Genomic DNA, 24314 nt, shown 5'->3' on the forward strand with positions numbered 1-24314 from the left:
CAATTATGAAAAAGATAATTCTCATCTTCAGCTTTGTTGCAGTCCTTGTGTCTCAGGCACTGCCACAGAATGTGGAGGTTCCGTTTACACTTGAGGATCGCGATCGCATCATGCGTACCGAAGAGAAGGTGGAATCGCTCCGCAATGAAATGAATGCGCGCTTTGAGGGAATGGAGGCTCGTTTTATAGGAATGGAGGCGCGCTTTGATGGAATAGAAGGACGCTTTGAAGGAATAGAAGGACGCTTTGAAGGAATGGAGGCAAAATTAACTGCAAACAATTCTAAATTTGAACCGCTGTATTGGATGATTGGGTTGGTGTTTGCGCTGATGTTATTCATGCTTGGCTATATGATTTGGGACAGACGCACTGCATTGCACCCTATACAGGAAAAATCTTACAAGCATGATGAGCGCCTCAACAGGCTCGAAAATATTACCCGCGAGCAAGCCAAACGCGATCCCATCTTTGCAGAAGTACTCAGAGCAGCAGGCCTGTTATAAAAAATTCCCTAATCCTCTTCTGCTTTTCAAAACTCATTTATTGTATTTCAGATTTTTTATGAGATGATCAAAACATTCCTATATTTGTATTCGTTTTGATTGTCACAATTATGAAAAAGATAATTCTCATCTTCAGCTTTTTTGCAGTCCTTGTGTCTCAGGCACTGCCACAGAATATGGAGGTTCCCTTCACACTTGAGGATCGCGATCGCATCATGCGTACCGAAGAGAAGGTGGAATCACTTCGCAATGAAATGAATGCTCGCTTTGAAGGAATGGAGGCAAAATTAACAGCAAACAATTCTAAATTTGAACCACTGTATTGGATGATTGGGTTGTTGTTTGCGCTGATGTTATTCATGCTTGGCTATATGATTTGGGACAGACGCACTGCATTGCACCCTATACAGGAAAAATCCTACAAGCATGATGAGCGCCTCAACAGGCTCGAAAATATTACCCGCGAGCAAGCCAAACGCGATCCCATCTTTGCAGAAGTACTCAGAGCGGCAGGTTTACTTTAGTGTTTCTTGTTCTTATCTTTAAGTCACAAATAAGTATTTATTTTTACCTAAAACCCTTCACAATTTCGGAGTCTGATTCCGAAATTGTATGGATCGTATCTTTCATTATTAATAAAGTTGCCTATTTTTTCAATTCCTGGTCCCAAAACTCTTCTTCAAATCAAAAACTGTACTTTTGCCTGTTTTGAAATAACATCAATGAATTAAAATTCTGAATGCAGCAAACACCTTCGATTTCAGTAATTGTTCCGGCCTACAACGAAGCCGACGCCATCCGCTTTGCGTTGGAGCGCTTCGTGGAGCTTGGCTACCATGAAAAGTACGAACTCATTTACATCAACGATGGCAGCCTCGACGACACCGCCATGATCATCGCGGAATATCCTGTAAAACTTTATAATCATAATGTAAACAAAGGCTACGGTGCCGCATTGAAAACCGGTATCCGCAAAGCCCATGGCGAAAAGATAGTGATACTCGACAGCGACGGGCAGCACGATCCAAAATACATCGAGCAGCTCATCGACCTTTTGGCCGATCACGATATGGTGATAGGCGAACGCGATACCGATTCACATCAGGTAAAAAACCGCCAGACCGGCAAAAAAATTATTCGCAAGGTGGGCGAATTTCTGGTAGAGCAAAAACTTCCCGACTACAACTCCGGCTTCAGGGGATTCGACAGGGAATTAATAAAAGAGATGCTACACCTGATGCCCAATGGGTTTTCGTTTTCGACAACCTCCACACTTGCATTTCTTAAAGAAGGCTACACCATCGCCACTTTCCCCATCAGCGTTACCGAAAGGATTGGACGCAAAAGCAATGTGAAAATGGTAAAAGATGGCTCCAAAACCATGCTGCTGTTGCTAAGAATTATTATGCTTTTCAATCCGCTCAAGATATTTTTCCCGCTAAGTCTTATCACCGCTGCATTGGGAATGACCTGGGGCATAGTGGGATATTTCATCGCCGAACGCTTCCCCAACAGCGCCATCGTTATCCTTGTTTTTGGCATCATCATGTTTTTTATCGGCCTGCTTGCCGATCAGATTGCGATGCTCAACCGTGCAAAAAGATAGCCCGATGACGCAAAAATCCAGCAGAATGTACAGGCAGAAATGGCACGACCGTGAGGTGGAGGCGCACTGGGACAGAGTGGCCGACATTTACATTGCCGAAAACAACAAGGTAAAAGATGCCCACGACCAGCGCTTTCGCGAAACGGTGAAGCATCTGGCGCCGGCTGCCGGTTTGAAAATTTTAAATGTTACCAGCCGCGACTGCGAAGCCGACGACTATCTGCGCGCTGCCATGCCCGACGCCGAAATTACCAATGCCGAAATCTCCTCCGGGCTTATGCGCGAAGCGGCACGGGTTCGGCCACAAGCCAAACAAATAAAAATCTCTACCTACAGCAGCCTGCCTTTTGCCGACAATACTTTCGATCGGGTGGTGTCGCTGGAAACGTTGGAGCATGTGATGGAACCTGTTGCTTTTCTTAATGAGATGCACCGTGTATCGACACCGGCGGCCAGGATGGTGCTGAGTTGTCCGCCTGCTACCAGCGAAATTCCTTATCGCATTTTCACTGCTTTGTTTGGCGGTCATGGTGAAGGGCCGCATCGTTTTTTGCCATCGCGGGAGGTGAAGCAGATGCTTGCCGCCTCCGGATGGAAATTGCTGCTTCACCATGGCACCGTGCTTTTGCCTGTTGGGCCGGCATGGTTGCAACGGTGGGGCGAGAAAATTATCGACCGCTTTCAGCGCACGTTTGTTTCTGAACTGGGAATACGCCAATTTTATGTCTGCGAAAAATATTGATAAACTAAATAAAGTGATGCGCTCGGAGCTATGCACGCGGTGCGGCTCCTGCGTGGGATTGTCGGGCGGCAGCATCATCTTCGACGACCGCGAAGGGCGTTATCTGCCCCGCCAGATTGCTGAAGTCGACGATGCCACTGCGGCACGCGCCTGGAAAGCCTGCCCGGGCAAAGAATTTGACTTCCCGTTTTACCGCAATCATTTCTATCCCGACGCTCCACACTTTCACGAATATATTGGCCCATACCAGAAGTTGATGATCGGCTACAGCACCGATGAAGAGGTTCGTCGCAACGGTGCCAGCGGTGGAATCATCTCAGCCGTACTAATTTTTTTGCTCGAAACCGGCCGCATCGACGGCGCAGTAACGCTGCGTATGTCGCACACCAAGCCCTGGCTTAGCGAGCCTTTTATTGCCACCACCCGCGCCGACATTCTCGAAGCCGCGCAAAGCAAATATACCATCAGCTCCGTCAATGAATTGCTTCCGCAGATAGCTGCTTTCGACGGCGTGCTGGCGTTTGTAGGCATTCCGCCACAGGTACAGTCGATACGCAAACTGCAACAAGCCGGCGATCTGGCAGTGAAAAATATCAAGTATTTCTTTGGGCCTTTTTATGGCAATACGCTTTATTTCTCGTCGGTACGGAGCTTCCTGCGGACCTACGGCGAACGCGATTATCACAACATCAGCAAGCTATATTTTCGCTATGGCGAATGGCCGGGCAACATGCGCATCGAGATGAAGTCGGGGCGGGTGATAGAGCTTAAAAAGTTTCACGCCAATTATCTTATCCCGTTTCACGTGCTGCAAAACAGTTTGTATTGCACCGATTTCACCAATGAGTTTACCGACATTAGCGGAGGTGATGCTTGGGCGCCCGTTTATGAAGAGCGTGGCCTCGGGTTTTCGATGATCATCAGTCGTACGCAGCAGGGGCAGGCCATCATCGATGAAATGATAAAAGAAGGGCGGCTGGAAGCCAATCCCATAACCGAGGAAGAAGCTATAAAAATGCATAGCCACGGTTACGATTTTAAAAAGCGTGGCAGCTTTATCCGCATCACTTTCCGGCGCATGACCGGCAAAGCCATTCCCGACTGGGGCTACCGCATCAAAGGATTTCCGGTGAGCCGTTGGCTGATGGAAGCCATGATCAGCAGCATGTTTGTGCTGATGCGCACCCGCCTGGCGCGGTGGAGCGTGGAGCAGTTTAACCCGGTGTTTGTGGGGAAAATATTTGAGAAAGCACGCACCCTGTGGAAGAAATCGACCAATAAAATAAAGCGCAAGGAGCTGGTATAATGAAATCGAAATATTGGAATACAATTTTTAAAGTCCTTTCTTCGGTGTTGATTCTGTGGCTTTTGTTCAGCAACATTTCATTCGACATAGAGGATTTTTGGGCAGCCTGGCAGTCTTTGCGCGGCTGGTGTCTGCTGTTAGTGTTGCCGGTGGTGTTGGTGGTGCTGGCCGTAAAAGGATTCCGTTGGAAAATGCTATTGCATTCGGAAGGGTATGAATACAGCAGCCGGAGAGCGATTCGCGCCTATTTCGCGGCTTATAGCGTTGGCGTTGTTACGCCGGGTCGGCTGGGCGAATTGATAAAAGTGTACGATGCACGTCATCATATTCCTGGGATTGATGGTGTTGCTGCCCTGCGCAGCGTGGTGCTCGACAGGCTTTTCGATATGTTTTTTCTCTCCTGGTTTGGATTGGCAGGATTGTTTTTCTATTTTAAACTTATACCTTCTTTCTCACCAATGTTGTTGTTGGTTGTAACTTTTGTAATGCTGCTGCTTGCATTGTTTATTGGGTTTTTAATTTTAAAATTAATAACAAAAAAACTTAAACGCGATAGCAAAATTCTGAGCTTTCTTATCAAATGTATGGAGCAAATGCTTGATAGCAAAAATTGGTATATCTGGCTCTTTACGGCGCTGGCTTACGCTATCTTTTTTGGTGGGATAGAGTTGTTGTTTTATTCGCTGAACATCCATATTTCATTTCTCGAATCAGGATTCATCATCAGCCTTATCGGATTGATATTGCTGCTTCCGATCTCCATAGCCGGATTCGGTACCCGCGAGGCTGGACTTATTTATTTGTTGGCTTTTTATGGAATCTCTGCCGAAACAGCCATCAGCTTTTCGTTGCTTCAGTTTCTCACCTTTTTTGTTTGGGGCGGATTAATCGGACTATACTTTTGGTATTCATCGGGAATCCCGTTGGCGCTTGTCAAAGAAGATTTTAGGAAAATTAGAAATCGCTTTAGCAGTAAAAATGGAGAGCGAAACAGGAAAAACAAATCACAGGAAACAAATCACAAATAGATTTTCAATATTAAAAACCCATTGACTCAAATGCTAAGGAATAATTGAGATTTGGTTTTTTGAAATTTTATTACGTGTGGAGATTGTTGTGGAATCTTAAAAATCTTACTGCCCAAACGACTGCATGGAGATGAGCCGGCTATAAACGCCGCCTTTGCTTAGCAGCTCCTGGTGGGTGCCGCGTTCGACGATCTCCGCTTTGTCGAGCACTACTATTTCGTCGGCATGCTGGATGGTGGAGAGGCGGTGGGCGATGACCACAGAGGTTCGGTTTTTCATGAGATTTAGCAAGGCTTCCTGCACCAGACGTTCGCTCTCGGTGTCGAGCGCTGAGGTGGCTTCGTCGAGGATCATCACCGGCGGGTTTTTTAGCACAGCGCGTGCTATGCTGATTCGCTGCCGCTGGCCGCCCGACATCTTGATGCCGCGGTCGCCAATATTGGTGTCGTAGCCGTGGGGCATGTTGCTGATAAATTCGTGAGCGTTGGCAATCTTTGCTGCCTTTATCACCGAGTCGCGATCGACATTTTCCATCCCGAAAGCGATATTATTAAAAACAGTGTCGTTGAAAAGAATGGTTTCCTGTGTAACGATGCCCATTAGTTCGCGTAGGTCTTTGATGTGCAGGTCGCAAATGTTGATGCCATCGAGGAGAATTTCGCCGCCAGTGCAGTCGTAAAAACGCGGCAACAGATCCACCATGGTGCTTTTTCCGCTGCCCGAAGCTCCCACCAGCGCCACCATTTTTCCTTTGAGGATTTTTAAATTGATATTTTTTAAAACATCTTCTTTTTCATAGGCAAAATAAACGTTGCGATATTCGATAGCGCTTGTGAAGTCGTTTTTGCGCAAAGCATCAGGTTTTTCTACAATCACTTCGTCGGCATCAATTATTTCACGGATGCGCTCTGCCGAGGCCACGCCTTTTTGTACATTATAATAGGCCTCTGTAACCGATTTGACCGGCACGATAAGCTGCGAAAACACCACCACATAAAAGATAAAAACTGTGGGTGGCAGATTACTCCCTGGCTCCAGCACAAGCTGACCGCCAAACCAGAGCACCACCACCAGCACCAGTGTGCTAAGGAATTCGCTCATGGGCGAAGCAAGGTCGCGTTTCCTGAAAAGGCGCGTCATAGTGCGTGTAAGCATGTTGTTTTGCTCACGGAATTTCTCATCGGTCTTTTCGATCGCATTAAACCCTTTGATGATGCGCAGCCCCGAAATGGTTTCTTCGACAATGGAGAGAATGGTGCCAAGCTGCCGCTGGCTGCGCGCCGAAGTGCGGCGAAGACTTTTGCCTATCAAGGCTATCAATAGCATGGCAACGGGCAGCAACAAAACCACAAACAAGGTAAGCGACGGGCTGATGATGATGAGTGTGACCAGAAAGAAAATGATGGTGAGCGGCTCGCGAAAGATCATTTCGAGCGACTGCATGATCGACCACTCAATGTTCATCACATCGTTGGTAATGCGCGACATGATGTCGCCTTTGCGCTGCTCCGAGAAATAGGAGAGCGGCAATATGAGGATGCGGTGATAGATGTCGTTGCGGATATCCCTCACCACGCCATTGCGCAACGGCGCCAGAAAAAACATCGCCAGATAGCGGCTTAGGTTTTTCAGGAAAAACAGAGCTACCACCAACAGCGAGATAAACAGCAGCGCCTGTACCTGACCGTGCTCAATGATTACACTGCTGATGATGTAGTTGAAATAATTACTGATGGCCTCAACGTTCCAGGCAAGCGCCGGCTTTTCGTAAACCAGTTTGGTGGTGTCGAAAAGCAGTTGCAGAAACGGGATCACCATCGTTAGCGAGAAGAGGTTGAAGATCACCGACAGCACATTGAAAAGCACGTTGAGGCTGGCGTAACCCAGATAATTTTTGATGTACCGCAGTATTTCCAGAAGTCTTTTCATCTACTTAATTTATTTCAGGCTGCAATGTTACTAAAAGTTGGGAAACCTTTTCAAGATACCGATAATAAGTGGTCAGAGGTGAGTGGTGAACGGTTATATTAAAAGCAACCAATCTCATCGCTCACCATTCATCATTGGCTCCTGCCTACTTCTTCATCCCTTTCAAAATAATCTCCTCACCATCCACGCGTAGACGGAACAAATAAATCCCTGTCGGCAGTCCGGTTGCGTTCCATTCTATCGATTGCTTCCCGGCTGACAGTTCTGCTGACCGTGTTGTGTGCACTGTAATTCCATAAGGATTCATCACGCGCAGCTCTGCTGTAGCTGGTCTGGTGTTTTCAAAATTAACAACACAAGCGTCCGAAAATGGATTGGGTGTTAAAGTAGCTTGCAGGCGACTTGCGGCAACAGCAGGATCGTTGATTCCGACCACAAATTTATTATTACGATAATAGCTAAACACGCCGCTGTATTCACCCAGTGTAAGGTCAGGGTCGCCATCGTTGTCCAGGTCGGCAAAGGCGGGAGCAGTATTTTGGTGCGTCTCTATTCCATCAAATAATCCCGGAACTTCTACCCATGTTCCTTCCTGGTTTTCAAAATAAGTAAGCTCGCTCCAGATGTTGCCACACAAGATGTCGAGGTCGCCGTCGTCGTCCAGATCAACGAGTGCCGGCACGCAGTTGCTGCTCACGTTGATGCCGCTAAAATAGCCGCTCACGAGCTGCCACTGCGGATTGTAAATGGTTCCGGTGTTTTCGATAAAGTGCAACCGGCCATCTTCGCTGCCGGCAATGATGTCGAGGTCGCCATCCTCATCAAGATCAGCCAGCCGTGGTGCCGACCAGCCTCCCAGCGCAATGCCCGGAATCTCTCCTATTTCTTCAAATCCCTCACCGGTATTGCGATGATGATAAAGCTTGCCGCTAAGGTCGCCCACTATCGCATCGGGCAGGCCGTCGCCGTCGAGGTCGCCAATGGCAATGGCGCTGTAAATAGAATGATCAATGGATGAAAAATATGCGCTGTTCTCTTTCCAGGCCGGGCCGCTGGCAGTGCCAATATTTTCGTAATAAATAATATCACCCATCTGGCTGCCCGAAATCAGATCCCAATCGCCGTCGTTATCAAAATCGAAATAAACGGGATTGCTGGCGCCGCCCACGTCCATCACGCCACCAAAAAGCGTCAGATTCTCCTGCCATTCGGGTGCGGTGGGCGTACCGCTGTTGATGAAATATTGTAGCGGCCCCGAAGCTTCGCCAAACACCAGGTCGGGCAAGCCGTCGCCATTAAGATCGGCAATGGCCGGAGAGTTCCAGTAGGTTTCCATCCCCAGGCCTGCAAATACTGAATTATCCGTTTCCCACACCGGCACGGTGGGCGTGCCATTATTTTTGTAATAAATGAATCCGAATCCATCTCGGCCAACGAGCAAGTCCAGATCGCCATCGGAATCCAGATCGGCAAAATGTGGATAGGCATACAATCCCACATCTCCCATTTCGTAGATATTGGCTTGTAAAAATTCAGCCTGCTGCGCGGTGCCGGTATTTTCGTACAACAGCACCAATCCACTCTCACTCAATCCCACCACCATATCGCCATCGCCATCACCGTCGATATCTCCAAAATCAGGGATTGGATAGGAACCCACCTGCAGGCCATTAAAAAAACCTGCTACTTCTACAAAAGCAGCTACTTGTGGCGAGCCTGTATTCTCAAAAAAGTGAAGCCCCGTATATCCTCCGGTGATCAAATCCAGGTCGCCATCGCCATCCAAATCATAAAACACGCCCATTTCAGCATCAAGCCACGAAACAGGAGCCATAATGTCGGCACCTTCCACAAAATGTGGATTTGCATTATCGCCATCATTTTCCATAAAGAAAGGCTTGTCGTCGATGTTGCCAATTAGCAGATCAAGGTCACCATCGCCATCGAGGTCGGCAAAACGCGGCTGCGAAAAAGGCAGACTCGGCACACCGCTGGGATTGAAAATGCCCGACTGCTGCTGCCACGGCTGCGCAACAATGGTACTGAAAGCCATCGTAATTATCAAAGCTGTAAATATTACTCGTTTCATAGTTTGGTTTTTTAAATGATGTTACCCAATTAAAAGAGCTTCAGCAAAATTAAAAATAATTTTTGAGTCTTAAAATGCAAAAAATAGTACATTTGCAGCCCGCTTCAAAAAAGGCGGAATAAGTTCAGAGATCATCATGGGGCATTAGCTCAGTTGGCTAGAGCGTTTGACTGGCAGTCAAGAGGTCATCGGTTCGATTCCGATATGCTCCACACGAAAAGAGGCAGTTACAAATGTAGCTGCCTTTTTTTTCGTATTTCTTTCCTTCATATCACTCTACCATCAGATTATTTTTCCACAGATCATCCGGTTTCAATAGTGTTATCATCTCCTCATCAAAGCTGTAGATATCTTTCCGGAAGTTTAGCTGGTTATTGTCGTCAACCCAGGCGGTTTAATGTTTCCACATAAAGCACCTTGTCTTTGCAGGACTATTTTGTAACATATTTATGCTAAAGTTGTTACGAAAATAACATAAAGTGTCGCAAATATGTACTATTAGTACGACATAATTAAAGATGGTACTACGTGCAAAGTATTGATGATAAGGTGTCACCAAAGATTAGGAAAGTGGAAAGGGGGACACTGTTTTTCACCGAAGACTTTCACTCTAAAAACGAATTAGCCGTCAAGAAAATGAAAAGCCTTTAAAGGAAAAGATTTGATGTGATGTTAGAGTTATTTTCGCTTTTAACTTCGCCCCTGGTTATTTCCTGCTACTCTGCATTGCTGGCTCTTCGCCTAACATCTCCATCATCTTCTCGTCAAAGCTGTAGATGTCTTTCCGGAAGTTTATCTGTTGGTTGTCGTCCACCCAGGTGGTTTGGTAGACGAAGTAGATGATGGGTTTTTGGCGGAGTTCCACGGTGGTTGTTTTGCCGCTGGCAATAATTTCGCGCAGCTCCTTTTCGGTCATTTGTTTTTCGAGCAGATGCAAAGCCAGGCGCTCAGGTTCCTGCAGTCGCACGCAGCCATGACTATAGCCGCGCTCATATTGCTGGAATAGGGATTTGGAAGGGGTGTCGTGCAGATAGATATTCTGATCGTTGGGAAAGAGAAACTTTACCTTGCCAAGCGCATTTATTCTGCCAGGCTTCTGAACGACATGATACGGGAAGTTGTCGGCAGTAATGTTTGCCCAATCGACATCAGTGGGGTTGATGGTGTCGCGGCTCACATACGAACCTTTGAGCAGGACGTATTGGTTTTTTTCGAGGTAGCTGGAGTCAGATTTCATTTTCGTCACCATTTCCCGGCGGGTGATGCTGGGCGGGACGTTCCACGTAGGGTTGAAAACGATGTACTTTATCGTGTTGAGCAGGATGGGCGTAGGATTGCTCACATTGCCGACCACCACATTCATTTGCGCTTTCACCTTGTTGTTGCGGTAGGAGCGCAATACAAATTCGGGAATATTCACCACAATATGTTCTTTGTCGTGCAGGTGGGGCAGCCAGCGCATGCGTTCCAGGTTAACGGCCAGTTGCTTGATGCGGTAATCGACACTTCGGTTCATTGCTTCCTGCGTATTTTTACCAATGATGCCATCGGGTTTTAGTCCGTGACGCTGCTGAAATGAAGTCACCGCCATTTTTAACTCTTCGTCAAAAAGGGGCGAAAGGTTGGTGGTGTCTTTTGGTTGTAGATCGCCGGTAGCCAGCAGCAGCTTACGAACGGCAACTGCATGTGTGCTGCTGTCGCCCGTTTCGAGGGTTTCAAAAAATCCCGGCAAAGGCCAACCACCGTTTTCCTGTGTTTTGATTAGCTGTGCAAGATAATTGCGCAGGCGGTTGTATTGAATATCTTGTGGCCGCAGTTCGTCAAACGATTGTGGTATCTGATGTTTTTTTAATGCTTTGGTAAGCAGTTCGGGCAGGTTTACTTGTTGCTTTATCTTTTTCCAGCCGGAACTAAACTTTGCCGGGTCTACAATGCCATTCTGCAAATCTTCAGCGTATGCAAACCACGCCCGTGAAAGCACTATGTCGAGCCGTGCATATAAATTGGGTAGAGTGGGATCGTCGTCATCGAGAAGTGTTATTTGATTGACTTGTTTCTCAATTTCGTCAACACCGTAGTTGAGGGGATTGAGCCCGTCGGTTCGGGCATTTTGGATATTTACAAACAGATCCTGCACGTTGCGGTTTAGCCTGTCGTCGTCGAGCCACATGGGATGGTTGCCATTTATGTTATAAAATTCAACCAGAAGATTCTGCTCATTTGCCGGAAAGGCAAATTCATCAAAATGATTGTTGACGGAGATTATGCTCAAATATTTCTTGTTTGCCTTGCTTTTGATGATAGGAGTAGGGAGCGGTTCGAGGTGCGTTTGCAAAGGCGGACGATGTGACCGGCACGAAAAAGTGAAGAGCAAAAGCAACGTTAATGCAACTGTTGCCAAATTGCCGGCCAAACGGATCAATCGTTGATTGTATGCAGAGGTATTTATTGATGAATTGGTGGCGTGAGTTGTAAAAGTTTGCCTGGATTTTTCCGGTTTGATCATGTCTGGGGTTGTTATTCATTTGTTGATTGATAACCGGCACCACAGTGAATATCATGCCAAACAAGTTTCAGCATGTGATTTTAGGAATATTTAGCGAAAGCGGCTTGTAATAAAGTAAAAAAGCCTGGTACGATAATTTACCTGGTGCGGAGAACATAGAATTTATTCCACACCATGGCAGAGATGCGAGCCGAAGAATTTAGGTAATCAAGTTGCCGAACCCGGCGGATTCAGGATTGATGAGTGCTGCAAATACTTTTTGTCGGGATAATAGATAAACAGCAGGCTGCCGTCGCAGATGGTTTCTATCACGTCTTTGTAGATTTCCATCGACACCGACGGGCATCCGAAGCTGCGCCCCAGGCGGCCATATTTGTTAATAAAATCAGGACTCACGTAATCGGCACCATGCATTACAATGGCACGCTCGCGGGCGTTTTTGTTAAAATTGCCATCCACACCATCGAGCCGCAAAGAGAGGCCATGCTTGCCCTGGTAGGTTATGTCGGTAACGTAAAAGCCGATGGAGCTCATGTAGCTGCTGGGGATGTCGGAAAATGTTTTTGCAAACTCATCGCCTGAGTTACGGCCATGCGCCACATAATCGTTAAAAAGCACTTTACGGGTCTTCAGATCAATTACCCACAGGCGTTTTTCGTTGGAAGATTTGCTGAAATCGATTACCGTGAGAATGCTCTTTTTGATTTTTTGGGTGGCCTTTAAATTATTAAAACCTTTTATCGCTAAAGCGAAAACATCGTAGGACGGATAGTTTTGATTGATTGAACCGATTTCTTCGTAAAGCTCGGGTGCTTTGGCGTAAGCATCACTGGTTGGAGAAGAGGGAGTGGTGGCAGATAAATGTGAAGTAACAAACGAGAGGCCTGCAAAAGCCAATAATGCGAACGAGATCGCAATAAGTTTTTTGATCATCGGCAGTCTATAGTTTTTCGATATTTGTGTTGTGAAGATAAATAACTGCTCAGTTCCGAAATTATTGCCGGTTCATAATTTTAGTTAAAAAATGATGGTTCGAGTGCGTGTCAATCAGCGAGTCATTAATTATTAGCATCCTCCCATTATGAATAAAACACAAGCAAACATACTTAACATTGCCGCGTCTGTTTCCGCGCAAGGCATGCCTTGTCTCTACTCATCCTGAACTTTCCTTCCCGAAGCAAAAAAGCTACGCTGAAAAAAAATCAGCATGAGCACGCCAATGGTGATGGCTGAATCAGCCAGATTGAATACCGGGCGGAAGAACACAAATTCCTGCCCGCCAAGCAGCGGCACCCACTGCGGGTAGTAACCCTCGATGATGGGGAAATAAAACATATCCACTACCCGGCCATGCAGAAAGCTGCTGTAGCCGCCGCCTTCGGGCATAAACTGGGCAACGGAATGAAAAGTGGACTGGCTAAAGATCATGCCGTAAAAAGCGCTGTCGATCATGTTGCCGGCGGCACCGGCAAATATCAGCGCAATGCATACCAGAAGCAGCGTGTTTGCTTTTTTCTGAATCAGGTTGTAAAGGTACCACCCGATGGCTGCTATGGCGGCAAGCCGGAAAAGGCTCAGCAGCAGCTTGCCCCATTCTCCGCCAAACGACAGCCCGAAGGCCATCCCTGGGTTTTCGGTAAAATGTATGATAAACCAGTTGCCAGCCACGTGGAACTCCTGCCCCAGCGACATGGTAGTTTTGATATAAATTTTAAGAATCTGATCCAGAATCAGGATCACAAAGATGACGATCAGCGGCTTTTTCAACGGAGAAAAACTTTTGGTAGTAATGGTAGCGTGATTCCATAGCAAAGCACCCTGCCGGCCGGGAACCGAAAGGGCGCTTGTATGATTTGGTGTCGGCTAAAGCTCAAAACTATCTGCGTTGCGGAGTTTGCTGCAGCTTGGCTTCGATGCTAAGGGTAGCATGTGGTACGCTGCGCAGGCGTTCTTTGCTTATAAGTTTGCCCGTAGCGCGACAGATACCGTAGGTTCCGTTTTCGATGCGCATCAGTGCGTTCTCCAGGTTGGTGATGAACTTCTGCTGACGTGCGGCCATGCGGCTGTTTTCTTCCTTCGACAGCACACTGTATCCTTCTTCGAGTACCTTAAAAGTTGGTGAGGTATCGTTGGTATCGTGTTCGTTGTTGTTGGTATAGGCTTCGGTGAGCAGCGTGAGATCGACGCGTGCTTTTGCCAGTTTTTCCAGAATTATCAGCTTGAACTCCTCGAGTTCCTCTTGATTGTATTTGCTTTTGGCAGTTACATTTTCGTTGTTTTCTGTCATGATTTCCAAACTTTAAAAAATTACTACTTCATAATAACTATTATCCGGCCTTTTCTATCGAGATCATGGTTTGCAACTCGTCTCCTATCTCTATGGTTTCGCTCTGCTGTTCATTAATGCTTTCGACCAATTCGAGCGAAAGCGCCAGCGTTTCCGAGCAAATGTAATTATAATTGTTTTCGATGGCCTGATTTATTTTTTCAGAATCTTTTGCAATGATAAGGTTTATTTTGTCGATTACTTCGTAGCCCTTGTCCTTGCGAAGGTTCTGGATGCGGTTCACCAGGTCGCGGGCAATGCCCTCATCGATCAGCTCCTCGGTGAGGGAGATGTCGAGGGCCACGGTCAAGGCTCCGTCGTTGGCGATAAGCCAGCCGGGAATATCTTCGGTGATTATCTCTACGTCACTAAGCAAAATCTCGATCATTTCGCTATCCAGGTGCAGTTGGTAGCTGCCGTTTTTCTCGAGTTGATCGATCTGTGCCGGAGTAAAAGCAACAAGCTCGGCAGCCAGTTTTTTCATCTGCTTGCCATAGCGTGGTCCCAATTCTTTAAAGTTAGCTTTCAGGCTCTTGCTCACGATGCCGCTGTCGTCTTTCAGAAACTCCAGTTGCTTCACGTTTACTTCCGACAATATCAGATGCTCTACCGCCGACACCTGCTCTTTGAACTGTGGGCTTAACAGCGGCACCATAATTTTGTTGAGCGGCTGGCGCACTTTTATCTTAACTTTTTTGCGCAGCGATAGCGCCATCGACGAAATTTTTTGCGCCAGCTGCATCTTCTGCTCCAGGTCTTCGTCTATCATCGATGTATTGGCCACGGTCATATCCATGAGGTGCACTGATGGTACGTTGTATCGGTGGGTAATGCTGTTGAGATCGGTGAAGAGCCTTTCGGCGAAAAAGGGAGCCAGCGGTGCGCTGAGCACTGCCAGTGATTCCAGACACTGGTAAAGCGTTTGGTAAGCCGAAATTTTGTCGCCGGTCATCTCACCTTTCCAAAAACGCCGACGCGAAAGGCGCACGTACCAGTTACTGAGTTTATCGTCTACAAATTGCGCAATGGCTCTCCCGGCGCGGGTGGGTTCGTAGTCGTCCATGGCAGCATCTACCTGTCCGATGAGTGTGTGCAATTCCGAAAGTATCCAGCGGTCAAGCTCCGGACGATCAGCTAAGGCGATCTCTTCATGCGAATAATCAAACTTGTCGATGTTTGCGTAAAGCGCAAAAAATGCATAGGTGTTGTAAAGGGTGCCGAAAAACTTGCGTTGCACCTCGGCAATTCCTTCGAGGTCAAATTTCAGATTGTCCCAGGGCTGCGAGTTGGTGATCAGATACCAGCGCGTGGCGTCGGGGCCATAGGTATTGATTGTTTCAAAAGGATCGACGGCATTGTTGAGACGCTTCGACATTTTGTTGCCGTTTTTGTCGAGAACCAAACCGTTGGAAACACATGTTTTGAAAGCCACCGAGTCGAAGATCATGGTGGAGATGGCGTGTAGCGTAAAAAACCATCCGCGCGTCTGATCAACACCTTCGGCAATAAAATCGGCCGGGAAATAGGATTCGAGATCTTTATTTTCGAATGGATAATGAAACTGCGCGTAAGGCATGGCGCCGCTGTCGAACCATACATCTATCAGGTCGGGTTCGCGCGTCATACGCTGGCCGCTCTCCGACACCAGAATGATGTCGTCGATGTAGGGACGGTGCAGGTCGAAACTATCGTAGTTTTCGTTCGACTGATCGTTGGTGTCGAAAGCTGTGAGCGGATTCTCTTCCATAAAGCCGGCTTCGATAGCTTTCTCTATTTCGGCTTTTAATTCGGCCACCGAGCCGATACATTTTTGTTCTTTTCTATCTTCCGTAGTCCAGATGGGCAATCCCACGCCCCAAAACCGCGAGCGCGAAAGGTTCCAATCCACAAGGTTTTCGAGCCAGTTGGCAAAGCGTCCCAGACCGGTAGCGCGCGGCTTCCAGTTGATGGTTTCGTTGAGCCGGATCATGCGCTCTTTGTAGGCTGTAGTTTTTATAAACCAGGAGTCGAGCGGATAATACAGTACCGGTTTGTCGGTACGCCAGCAGTGTGGGTAGTTGTGCACGTACTTTTCTATTTTGAAAGCCTGGTTGTTTAGCTTGAGCATCACCGAAAGGTCTATGTCAAGTACAGGGCTTTGCTCGTCGGCAGTGGCGTCGTATTCGTTTTTTACATATCTGCCGGCATATTCGCCGTAGGTATCCACATCTACAAATTGACGAACAAAATCATCGTCGAGTTCTTCAATTCGGAAAAGGCGTCCCTGCAGGTCGACCATCGGGCGGCGGCTGTCGGTTTTATCTATCAGCACCAGCGGCACAATACCTGCAACGCGTGCCACACGGTCGTCGTCGGCGCCAAAGGTGGGCGCAATATGTACGATGCCGGTTCCATCTTCGGTGGTTACAAAGTCGCCGGTGATTACTCTGAATGCATCGCCATCAGGCTTTATCCACGGAATGAGTTGTTCATAACGAAGGCCTTCGAGCTGGCTTCCGCTAATTTCATTAATAATCTGGTAAGGCACCAGCTTGTCGCCGGAATTGTATTCGGTCAGCGCAATTTCTTGTGCCTTTGGATTGAAATAGCTGTTCACCAAATCTTTGGCCAGCACCACCGTGATGGGTTGTCCGGTATAGGCATTAAAAGTGCGGACTACAACGTATTGTATTTTGTTGCCTACCGCAAGTGCGGTATTGCTCGGTAATGTCCAGGGCGTGGTGGTCCAGGCCAGGAAAAACGCTTCTTCATTTTCTTTGGAAAACAAAAAGTGCGATTTATCGTCGTCGATTACTTTAAACTGAGCGGTGACGGTGGTATCTTTCACATCACGGTAGCATCCCGGCTGGTTAAGCTCGTGGGTGCTTAGGCCGGTGCCGGCAGCTGGTGAATATGGCTGGATGGTGTAGCCTTTGTAAAGCAGATCTTTTTTGTAAAGTTTCGACAAAAGATACCACACCGTTTCGATGTATTTGTTGTCGAAGGTGATGTATGGATCGTCAAGATCTACCCAATAGCCCATCTGTCGCGTCAGGTCGTCCCACTCGCCTTTGTATTTCATCACTTCTTTGCGGCAGGCGTCGTTGTATTGTTCCACCGTTATCTTGCGTCCGATGTCTTCTTTGGTGATGCCAAGGGTTTTTTCGACAGCTATTTCGATAGGCAACCCATGGGTGTCCCAGCCCGCTTTGCGCGGAACATAAAAACCTTTGAGGGTTTTGTAACGGCAAAAAATGTCTTTGATGGTGCGGGCCATAACATGATGGATGCCCGGCTTGCCATTGGCCGACGGCGGCCCTTCGTAAAAGATATATTTCGAGCCATCCTCCCGGTTTTTTAAACTGCGGTGGAAGATGTCGTTTTCTTCCCAAAAAACGCGAATTTCGTCTGCGATTTTAGGAAGATTCAGTTGGTTGTATTCGTTGTATCTTGCTGACATGTAAAAAATTTGCACTTAAAAAATTTGCGGCTGCAAAAATATAAAAATAAACTCAACAGATTTTCCTACTTTTGCTCATCATTAAAAAATAGCAAGTTATGAAAAAATTCCTGACGTTACTTTTCGCAGCTTTCCTGGCAGTTTCTGCCGCCGGACAAGTGGACAAAATGAAAGATGTTCTCGACGATGAGATGGATGCCGGCAACTACACCTTGCGCTTCTACGATGCCCTCAGCGGAAATCCGATAAAAGGCGCCATTATTACCATCGAAGATGCAGGTACTTTCTTTACCGATGCCGAAGGGAAAATCAAATTTCCGCGTGGCGAAGAGGAGGCTTTGTACCTGGTTAACTTTGCTGCCGATGGCTACATCACCACTGATGTAAGTCTGGAGGCTTTGGCCGGCACAATTTTCAACAATCGCATTTCCGTATCGCCGGTGATGGCCATGGAAAACATGCGCATCATTGTTGATTGGGGGCGTCGTCCTGCCGATCTGGATGCTCATCTTACCAAAGATAAAAGCTACCACATCTCTTATCGCGACATGAAAGTGTCAGATGACGGCGAAGCCCGCCTCGATCGCGACGACACCGACAGCTGGGGCCCCGAAACGATTACCATTCGCGAAGTGAATACAGAAGGTCACTACGAATTCTGGGTGCATGATTACACCAACCGCGCCGACGAAAATTCCCGTAAGCTTAGCAAATCCAAAGCAACCGTAAAAGTGTATGGCAACAACCGCTTGCTCGAACAATTTCCCATTCCCACCGACGGCCGCGGCAACAAATGGCATGTTTTTACGATCGACCACGGTAAGATAGTCCCAACCAATTACATCACTGCAGAATAATAGTGAAGGAACAACTTTGGATTTTTCATTAGCATAAAAAACAACTTATGCGGTTTTGCTTTTTATTGATTTTCACAATGACTTTATCGGTGGCTTACGCCGATGAGTTTGTGGTGCGATCATTTACCCTGGCGGAGACTGATCTTTCGGCGCTGCGCTATGAGCGCAAGGATGCCAACGACGAAGCCTGTGCCATTATAAAAGTGCGTACCGATCTGCGTGACCTGGCTTTCGATGCCGGCAAATATCTGGTAGGCGATATTCAGCTAAAAAGCGGCGAATTTTGGCTGTATGTTTCGCCGGGCGAAAAGAGGATCACCATTTACAAAGATGGTTTTATTACAAAACACATCCCCCTGAATCTCCCTGTCGAATCGTCGAAAGTGTATGTGCTCGAAGTTACCAACAAGCAAAAGGCCACCGCTGCCACCGGTTCGCTCATTCTATTCACCGATCCGCCGGGCGCCATGGTAAAAATCAGAGAGCTTTCGGGGCTGGAGTTTACCACTCCCGACACGCTCAAAAACTATCCTGCATTTCCTTATTCCGTTACCATCACCAAGTTTCGCCATGCTACCCTCGACACCATCCTTACCGTGCATCCCGGCGAAATGATTGCCCACCATATTACTCTCACGCCTGGCTGGGGCGATGTGCTGATAGCCGTGGAGCCGGAAGATACCAGAATTTTTATTAATAATAAATTTGTGGGCACCGGCGATCAGAATTTTGTTGGTGATGCAAAGGGAGTCGATGTAGGGCGTCATACCATCAGCATCCGTCACGACAATTATTATGAGCAGGAGCAGCAGATTGAGGTATTTCCCGGAGAGCGAACAAATTTGAAATACAAACTTGACCCAATGCTGGGGATATTAAAAGTAGAAACCCCCATGGGTGCTATCCTGCATATCAATAGTAAAATGGCCGGACGAGTTCCTTACACAGATACGCTTCTGACGGGTAATTATCAGATTACGCTTTCGGCGGAAGGATATCTGGAGGTGACCAAAACCATTATTATAACCGAGAATAATATCACTTACGTTAATGAAGAGCTACAGCACAGCCGGCTTGTGAGCATTACTTCGAAGCCAGCGCAAGCTGAAATTTATCTGGATGGGAATCTGGTCGGTGTTACGCCGGCGACTATTTTGATGGGCTATGGTGCTAACCAGCTATTATTGCGAAAAGCAAAATACCACGACCTGCATGAAAATGTGCAGGTAGGAAAAGATACTGATGCGCTGCATTTTAGCCTGAAGCCTGATTTGCTGGCGGTAACTGTCTCGACAAACCCGGCCGGAGCACAACTGTATGTTGATGGCAAAAATCGGGGTCTCACTAATAAAGAGCTGGAACTGCCTTATGGCAAATATAGCGTGAAGGTTTACAAGCAAGGCTATTTTACCAGACAGCGCAATGTGGAGGTGATCAAATCCGGACAAACAGTAAATTTCGACCTGCGCAGCTCCGATCATTACCGTCTTGGAATAATGTATGGCCTGGACGATTCCTGGGGTGGCGAATTTACTTGGGCACGCTCTTCGGTGGGCATTGGCGTGGGAGGCTACAGTCCGTCTGCAGAGGAGTTCAGCCAGACCGTGCAGCATCAAAATGTGGATGTTTCACATTATTCCGATCTTTCACTTAGCGCTCCCGCAGGAAAAGAAAGCAACGCCGACTCGGTGGACTTTTTCTTTTCATTGAAACTACATTTTTTCCTATCGAAATTGCCCGGTTTGTCCATCGTTGCCGGAACCACAATTGGCAAGGTTTACTATTCCGATGTTTATCTGGCGGGCGAAGATTATTCCCATAAATATTACGGTGACAAAATCCTCAAAGGCGACTATTTTTCGGTGGCGCACAAAGGGAAATGGAAATTAAATCCTATTGTCGGAGTGTCGCTGCGGTTGCTGCGCTATTTTTATGTGAGCGGCGAAGTTTGGTTCAACACCGAGCATGGCACCCAATTTCTTACTGCCGGCGGCATGTGTTTTCCGCTTAAATAAGGGTTTGGAGAATTGCGATCCTCTTCGGGACTGCGAATCTGGTATTTTGGACAACCCGATAGCTTGACGAACCGACAACTTTTTCCTACTTTAGTTTGGGCGGGCTGTGCCTCAGCCGGTCTATTTTTACAGTCTGAGCCTGTTCCAATGATTAGAAAAAGCAGGCCAAGCCTCAGCCGAATGTCAGGGGTTAAAAATCCTACAACTTAATAACCCGACAACCTCTTCCCCCTTCGTTAAACTATTTTAAAGATGGTGCATCCAAACTACCTATTGCCTATGTTTGTTTAGACACCTTTGATTTGTAAACCTTTAAAAACAAAATTATGAAAGTCGTCATTTTGCATCATCATCTCAATCCGGGTGGTGTAACGCGCATCATGCAGTTGCAGGCGGAGAGTTTGCGCAGCGCATTTCCTGAAATTGAAATCGTTGTAATTACCGGCCATGCCACCGACCCAAAACCCTTTGAGGTGCTCAATGTAACAATCTTCGAATATCTGCCACTCGATTATCTGTACCGCAGCCGTGGGCTTGAAGAGGAGTTGCCGGAGCTTTTTGCCGATATCACAAACTTTCTGAAAAAGCATATCGACCGGCAGACGATTATTCATGCGCATAACCTGAACCTCGGCAAAAATCCTGTGCTCACCCTGGCACTCTCGACCATGGCGCGCCAGGGCTATCATCTGTTCAACCATTGCCACGACTTTGCCGAAGACCGTCCCGACAACATGGAGTTTCTGCAGGAGATCATTGAAGATTATTTTCAGGAGGATTTGCACCAGGTGTTGTATCCTGATAATTCCACCAGCTTTTTTGCCACGCTCAACAGTTTCGATTACCAGAGGTTGTTGCAGGAGGGCATTCCTGAAAAACGTGTCACGCTGCTGCCCAATCCGGTGAATGTCAACAAAACGGAGGGGACGGTTGTTGAAAATGTGCGCGATGAGATCTGCCAGACATTGGGGTTGGATGGCAACAAATTGTTGATCACCTACCCGGTGCGGGTGATACGCCGGAAGAATATCGGTGAGTTTATTTTGCTCAGCGCTATGTTTGCCAATCGTGCCCACTGGCTGGTTACACAGCCTCCCAGGAATCCCGTGGAGGTGAAGCCTTATCAAAACTGGAAAGGTTTTTGCCAGCGCTTTCAACTTGATATTGTTTTTGAAGCAGGGATTAAAGTGGACTTTATGAAACTGATGATCGCCAGCGATCTCTGCCTTACCACCAGCATACGCGAAGGTTTTGGCATGGTATTTTTGGAACCGTGGCTGCTCGGCACGCCGGTAATGGGACGCAATATTGACTATGTTACCAGCGACCTGATAGAAAGCGGCGTTCGGTTTCCGCTGCTGTACGAAGAGATAATGGTGAAAACAGAAAACGGGATCACTGACTTCGCTAAGCTGGAGATGAATCAGCAGCAGCAAATCATCGGTAGGGTATTGCAGGATGAAGCTTTCGCTGAAAAAATCCGTCGGCAAAACCCTGCGCTTCTGAAGCTCTTCGACGAGGTGCCTGGGGTGGTGATCGAAAACAATCGCAAGGTAATAGAAGAGAAATATTCATTAAATAACTATGCACACACACTCTATGAAGTATATCGAAAAATGGTTGAACACGATGACCGACCTTCAGCCGATACCCACCGCAGTGGCTCCACGACTGGATAAAATCGACGGAATTAAAGCTATCATCTTCGACATTTATGGCACCTTGGTAGTCTCGGCCTCCGGCGACATTGACCAGATAGACCTCTCCCAGCAAAATATGCGCACTGCCCTCGAAGAGGCAGATTATCTTCTGCCTGAAAATAACCCGAAAAAAGGAGAAGCTGTGGTAGCTGAACTGTTACAGAAATTTACCGACACCCTGCGAAAACACCAGCAGCAGTTGCGTGATGCCGGCGTTCCTTTTCCCGAAACCGACATCCGCCTGGTGTGGGACGAGTGGCTGAAATATGCCCTCGATAGCGCGTACATTACCACCAACGGTGCTTCCGACATCACCCGGTTGACGTTTGTCTTTGAAATGCTCAGCAACAAAATACATCCCATGCCTGACATGCTCGAGGTGCTGCATTATTTTCACGACCGGAAATATCCACTTGGCATCGTTTCCAACGCACAGTTTTACACGCCGGTGATGATGAACTATTTCATCGATGGCCAGGCCAGAAATACCGAGAGCCTGCCGCTGTTCAACGACGACATCACGCAATTTTCGTATAGTTTGCGCAAAGCAAAACCGGATCGTACGCTCTTTGCTCCGGTGCTTAAAGCTTTGAAAGAAAACTATGGCATCGCGCCGCAGGAGTCTGTTTTTGTAGGCAACGACATGTACAACGACATTTATCCGGCGCAGGATATGGGAATGAAAACGGTGTTTTTTGCCGGCGACGAGCGGGCATTGCGCTTACGCGAAGACAAAGCGGAGGTGAAAAATCTGCGCCCCGACGCTGTGATTACCGAATTAATACAACTCAAACAAATCATCAAATAATGAACGTTCATCATCTTAACATAGGAATTTTGCACTCGCTCATCGGCAAAAACGATGGCGTTTCGATCGTGATCGATCAAACGGTGAATGCCATGGTGAACGATATGGGCATCCGGCTGGGAAACATTTATTTTCTGGCAGCGCATATCTCGCCGCGCTTCAATGCCGAAACCGACGACATCTTTTGGCATAAGAACAAAATTCACAAAAAGATCATCAAATATTTTGCGGCCAAGCCGCCCAAGGGATTGGCAGAGCTTATCCACAGCGAGGCGATGTATGCCAAGGAAGTCATTGCCCGATTTGTAGAAAAGCACCAGATCGACCTGCTCATTGCCCACAACACGGCGCATCCGTATAATTTTATCACCGCTGTCGGGTTGGGATATTATCTCGAAGAGCTGCGCGGCAAGGGCATCATCTGGCCCAATGTGATGGTATGGTGGCACGATTCCTATTTCGAGCGCGATATTTTTTCAAATCCCAATCCGGTAATCGAAAAGTTTTTGAAATACCTTCCCGGCACCGAAATCGACGGAATAGCTTTTATCAACAAATCGCAGATTGAGCTGGGCAAGCGCTGGTTTTCGACTTACAATGCGCCGCGGCTGGAGTCGTTTTTCAAGCAGCGTGCTGTGGTAATTCCCAACACCAGCGACATCACCTGGGAATGGGAAGACAAACCCTGGGACAGCGACCAGTTGATTCATCCGCCGGTGGATAATTACAACAACTCCTTTTTTGAAGATGTGGGTTTGAAAGAAGAACTCTCCAAACGCAAAATGACCATGCAGGATGCCGTGATACTGCTGCAACACACGCGTGTTGTTCCGCGAAAGCGTATTGAAACGGCTATTGATATGGCTTTTGAACTGGAGAAGAAATACCTGAATCACGGCATTAAAAAATGTGTGACGGTGCTGGTGAGCGGCCATTCGGGTGACGAACAATTTGAATACAAAAAGTATTTAAAAATATATTTTAATGAAAAGCTGGCGCATCATCCGCACAGCAACGTGGTGTTGATATTTGGCGAAAGCCACATCCTCTCCCACCGCGATATTATTGTGGATAAGAAATATTACAAGTTTGCCGAAATCCCGGCTATCGTAGCTTCGGTGGGCGGTGTAGGTACTTTCTTTAGTGAGGTGGAAGGCTTTGGCAACAACCTGCTCGAAATGATCTCGTTCGGATTGCCGGTGGCCATCAATCGTTATAAAGTTTACAGAGAGGAAATCGAACATCTGGGTTTCCGGCTTCCGGCCATCAACAACGACGAACTGACAGATGTTGTGGTGGAAGAAACCTTCAGGCTGCTGACCGACATCAGCTACCGCAACCAAATGATCCTGCACAACCTTAAAGTACTCAACGAAAAACTTGGCCATGCCATCATTTCCGACAAGCTCACACCATTGATCATCAATATGTTTACACGATTATTAAAATGAGTTGTAAAA

At 47.3% G+C, this 24314-nt stretch carries 18 protein-coding genes and 1 tRNA gene; 12 read left to right on the forward strand and 7 right to left on the reverse strand.

The window, feature by feature from the left end; all coding sequences use genetic code 11:
• Positions 1 to 5: 5 nt before the first annotated feature.
• The 6 genes from VFC92_09355 to VFC92_09380 all read left to right on the forward strand — a co-directional run bounded on the left by VFC92_09355 (position 6) and on the right by VFC92_09380 (position 5185).
• Positions 6 to 503, forward strand: coding sequence for a hypothetical protein (locus tag VFC92_09355; GenBank protein ID HZK08395.1), 498 nt, complete (start codon positions 6 to 8; stop codon positions 501 to 503).
• A gap of 110 nt (positions 504 to 613) precedes the next feature.
• On the forward strand, positions 614 to 1027 hold the full coding sequence (locus tag VFC92_09360; GenBank protein ID HZK08396.1) for a hypothetical protein: 414 nt from the start codon (positions 614 to 616) through the stop codon (positions 1025 to 1027).
• 215 nt (positions 1028 to 1242) lie between these two features.
• A complete protein-coding gene (locus VFC92_09365; protein ID HZK08397.1) occupies positions 1243 to 2109 on the forward strand; it encodes a glycosyltransferase family 2 protein in 867 nt (288 codons plus the stop codon).
• Between the two features lie 4 nt (positions 2110 to 2113).
• Entirely contained in the window at positions 2114 to 2851 is a 738-nt protein-coding gene (locus VFC92_09370; protein ID HZK08398.1) for a methyltransferase domain-containing protein, read from the forward strand.
• A complete protein-coding gene (locus VFC92_09375; protein HZK08399.1) occupies positions 2832 to 4157 on the forward strand; it encodes a Coenzyme F420 hydrogenase/dehydrogenase, beta subunit C-terminal domain in 1326 nt (441 codons plus the stop codon). The genes VFC92_09370 and VFC92_09375 overlap by 20 nt, the downstream gene beginning before the upstream one ends.
• The gene (locus VFC92_09380; GenBank protein ID HZK08400.1) at positions 4157 to 5185 is read left to right on the forward strand and encodes a lysylphosphatidylglycerol synthase transmembrane domain-containing protein; all 1029 of its coding nucleotides are present in this window, start codon (positions 4157 to 4159) and stop codon (positions 5183 to 5185) included. The genes VFC92_09375 and VFC92_09380 overlap by 1 nt, the downstream gene beginning before the upstream one ends.
• A gap of 105 nt (positions 5186 to 5290) precedes the next feature.
• Here VFC92_09380 and VFC92_09385 read toward each other — a convergent pair whose 3' ends face one another.
• Both VFC92_09385 and VFC92_09390 read right to left on the reverse strand, forming a co-directional pair.
• The gene (locus VFC92_09385; protein ID HZK08401.1) at positions 5291 to 7114 is read right to left on the reverse strand and encodes an ABC transporter ATP-binding protein; all 1824 of its coding nucleotides are present in this window, start codon (positions 7112 to 7114) and stop codon (positions 5291 to 5293) included.
• A 145-nt stretch (positions 7115 to 7259) separates the two neighbouring features.
• Positions 7260 to 9203 carry a T9SS type A sorting domain-containing protein gene (locus VFC92_09390; protein HZK08402.1) on the reverse strand — a complete coding sequence of 648 codons (1944 nt, stop codon included), beginning with the start codon at positions 9201 to 9203 and terminating at the stop codon, positions 7260 to 7262.
• Between the two features lie 138 nt (positions 9204 to 9341).
• Here VFC92_09390 and VFC92_09395 point away from each other — a divergent pair.
• Positions 9342 to 9415, forward strand: a tRNA-Ala gene (locus VFC92_09395).
• Between the two features lie 494 nt (positions 9416 to 9909).
• Here the strand turns inward: VFC92_09395 and VFC92_09400 are convergent.
• From VFC92_09400 to ileS, 5 genes are all read right to left on the reverse strand, one after another.
• The gene (locus VFC92_09400; protein HZK08403.1) at positions 9910 to 11709 is read right to left on the reverse strand and encodes a L,D-transpeptidase family protein; all 1800 of its coding nucleotides are present in this window, start codon (positions 11707 to 11709) and stop codon (positions 9910 to 9912) included.
• A gap of 207 nt (positions 11710 to 11916) precedes the next feature.
• Positions 11917 to 12642 (reverse strand): murein L,D-transpeptidase catalytic domain family protein, encoded by a 726-nt coding sequence (locus tag VFC92_09405; GenBank protein HZK08404.1) that lies wholly within the window; start codon positions 12640 to 12642, stop codon positions 11917 to 11919.
• A gap of 216 nt (positions 12643 to 12858) precedes the next feature.
• Entirely contained in the window at positions 12859 to 13476 is a 618-nt protein-coding gene (locus tag VFC92_09410) for a lipoprotein signal peptidase (GenBank protein ID HZK08405.1), read from the reverse strand.
• 109 nt (positions 13477 to 13585) lie between these two features.
• Positions 13586 to 13996 (reverse strand): TraR/DksA C4-type zinc finger protein, encoded by a 411-nt coding sequence (locus tag VFC92_09415; GenBank protein HZK08406.1) that lies wholly within the window; start codon positions 13994 to 13996, stop codon positions 13586 to 13588.
• Positions 13997 to 14036: 40 nt separating this feature from the next.
• Positions 14037 to 17474 (reverse strand): isoleucine--tRNA ligase, encoded by a 3438-nt coding sequence (gene ileS / locus VFC92_09420; protein HZK08407.1) that lies wholly within the window; start codon positions 17472 to 17474, stop codon positions 14037 to 14039.
• A 98-nt stretch (positions 17475 to 17572) separates the two neighbouring features.
• Here ileS and VFC92_09425 point away from each other — a divergent pair, with 98 nt between their 5' ends.
• The 5 genes from VFC92_09425 (at position 17573) to VFC92_09445 (ending at position 24305) form a co-directional block, all read left to right on the forward strand.
• Positions 17573 to 18331 carry a hypothetical protein gene (locus tag VFC92_09425; GenBank protein ID HZK08408.1) on the forward strand — a complete coding sequence of 253 codons (759 nt, stop codon included), beginning with the start codon at positions 17573 to 17575 and terminating at the stop codon, positions 18329 to 18331.
• Positions 18332 to 18408: 77 nt separating this feature from the next.
• Positions 18409 to 20346 carry a PEGA domain-containing protein gene (locus VFC92_09430; GenBank protein ID HZK08409.1) on the forward strand — a complete coding sequence of 646 codons (1938 nt, stop codon included), beginning with the start codon at positions 18409 to 18411 and terminating at the stop codon, positions 20344 to 20346.
• A gap of 326 nt (positions 20347 to 20672) precedes the next feature.
• Positions 20673 to 22025 carry a glycosyltransferase family 4 protein gene (locus tag VFC92_09435; GenBank protein ID HZK08410.1) on the forward strand — a complete coding sequence of 451 codons (1353 nt, stop codon included), beginning with the start codon at positions 20673 to 20675 and terminating at the stop codon, positions 22023 to 22025.
• Complete coding sequence (locus tag VFC92_09440) at positions 21976 to 22854, forward strand: HAD family hydrolase (protein HZK08411.1); 879 nt, start codon at positions 21976 to 21978, stop codon at positions 22852 to 22854. The genes VFC92_09435 and VFC92_09440 overlap by 50 nt, the downstream gene beginning before the upstream one ends.
• Positions 22854 to 24305 (forward strand): hypothetical protein, encoded by a 1452-nt coding sequence (locus VFC92_09445; GenBank protein HZK08412.1) that lies wholly within the window; start codon positions 22854 to 22856, stop codon positions 24303 to 24305. The genes VFC92_09440 and VFC92_09445 overlap by 1 nt, the downstream gene beginning before the upstream one ends.
• The last annotated feature ends 9 nt before the right edge of the window (positions 24306 to 24314 follow it).

This window comes from Bacteroidales bacterium, from assembly GCA_035647615.1.
GTDB lineage: Bacteria > Bacteroidota > Bacteroidia > Bacteroidales > 4484-276 > SABY01.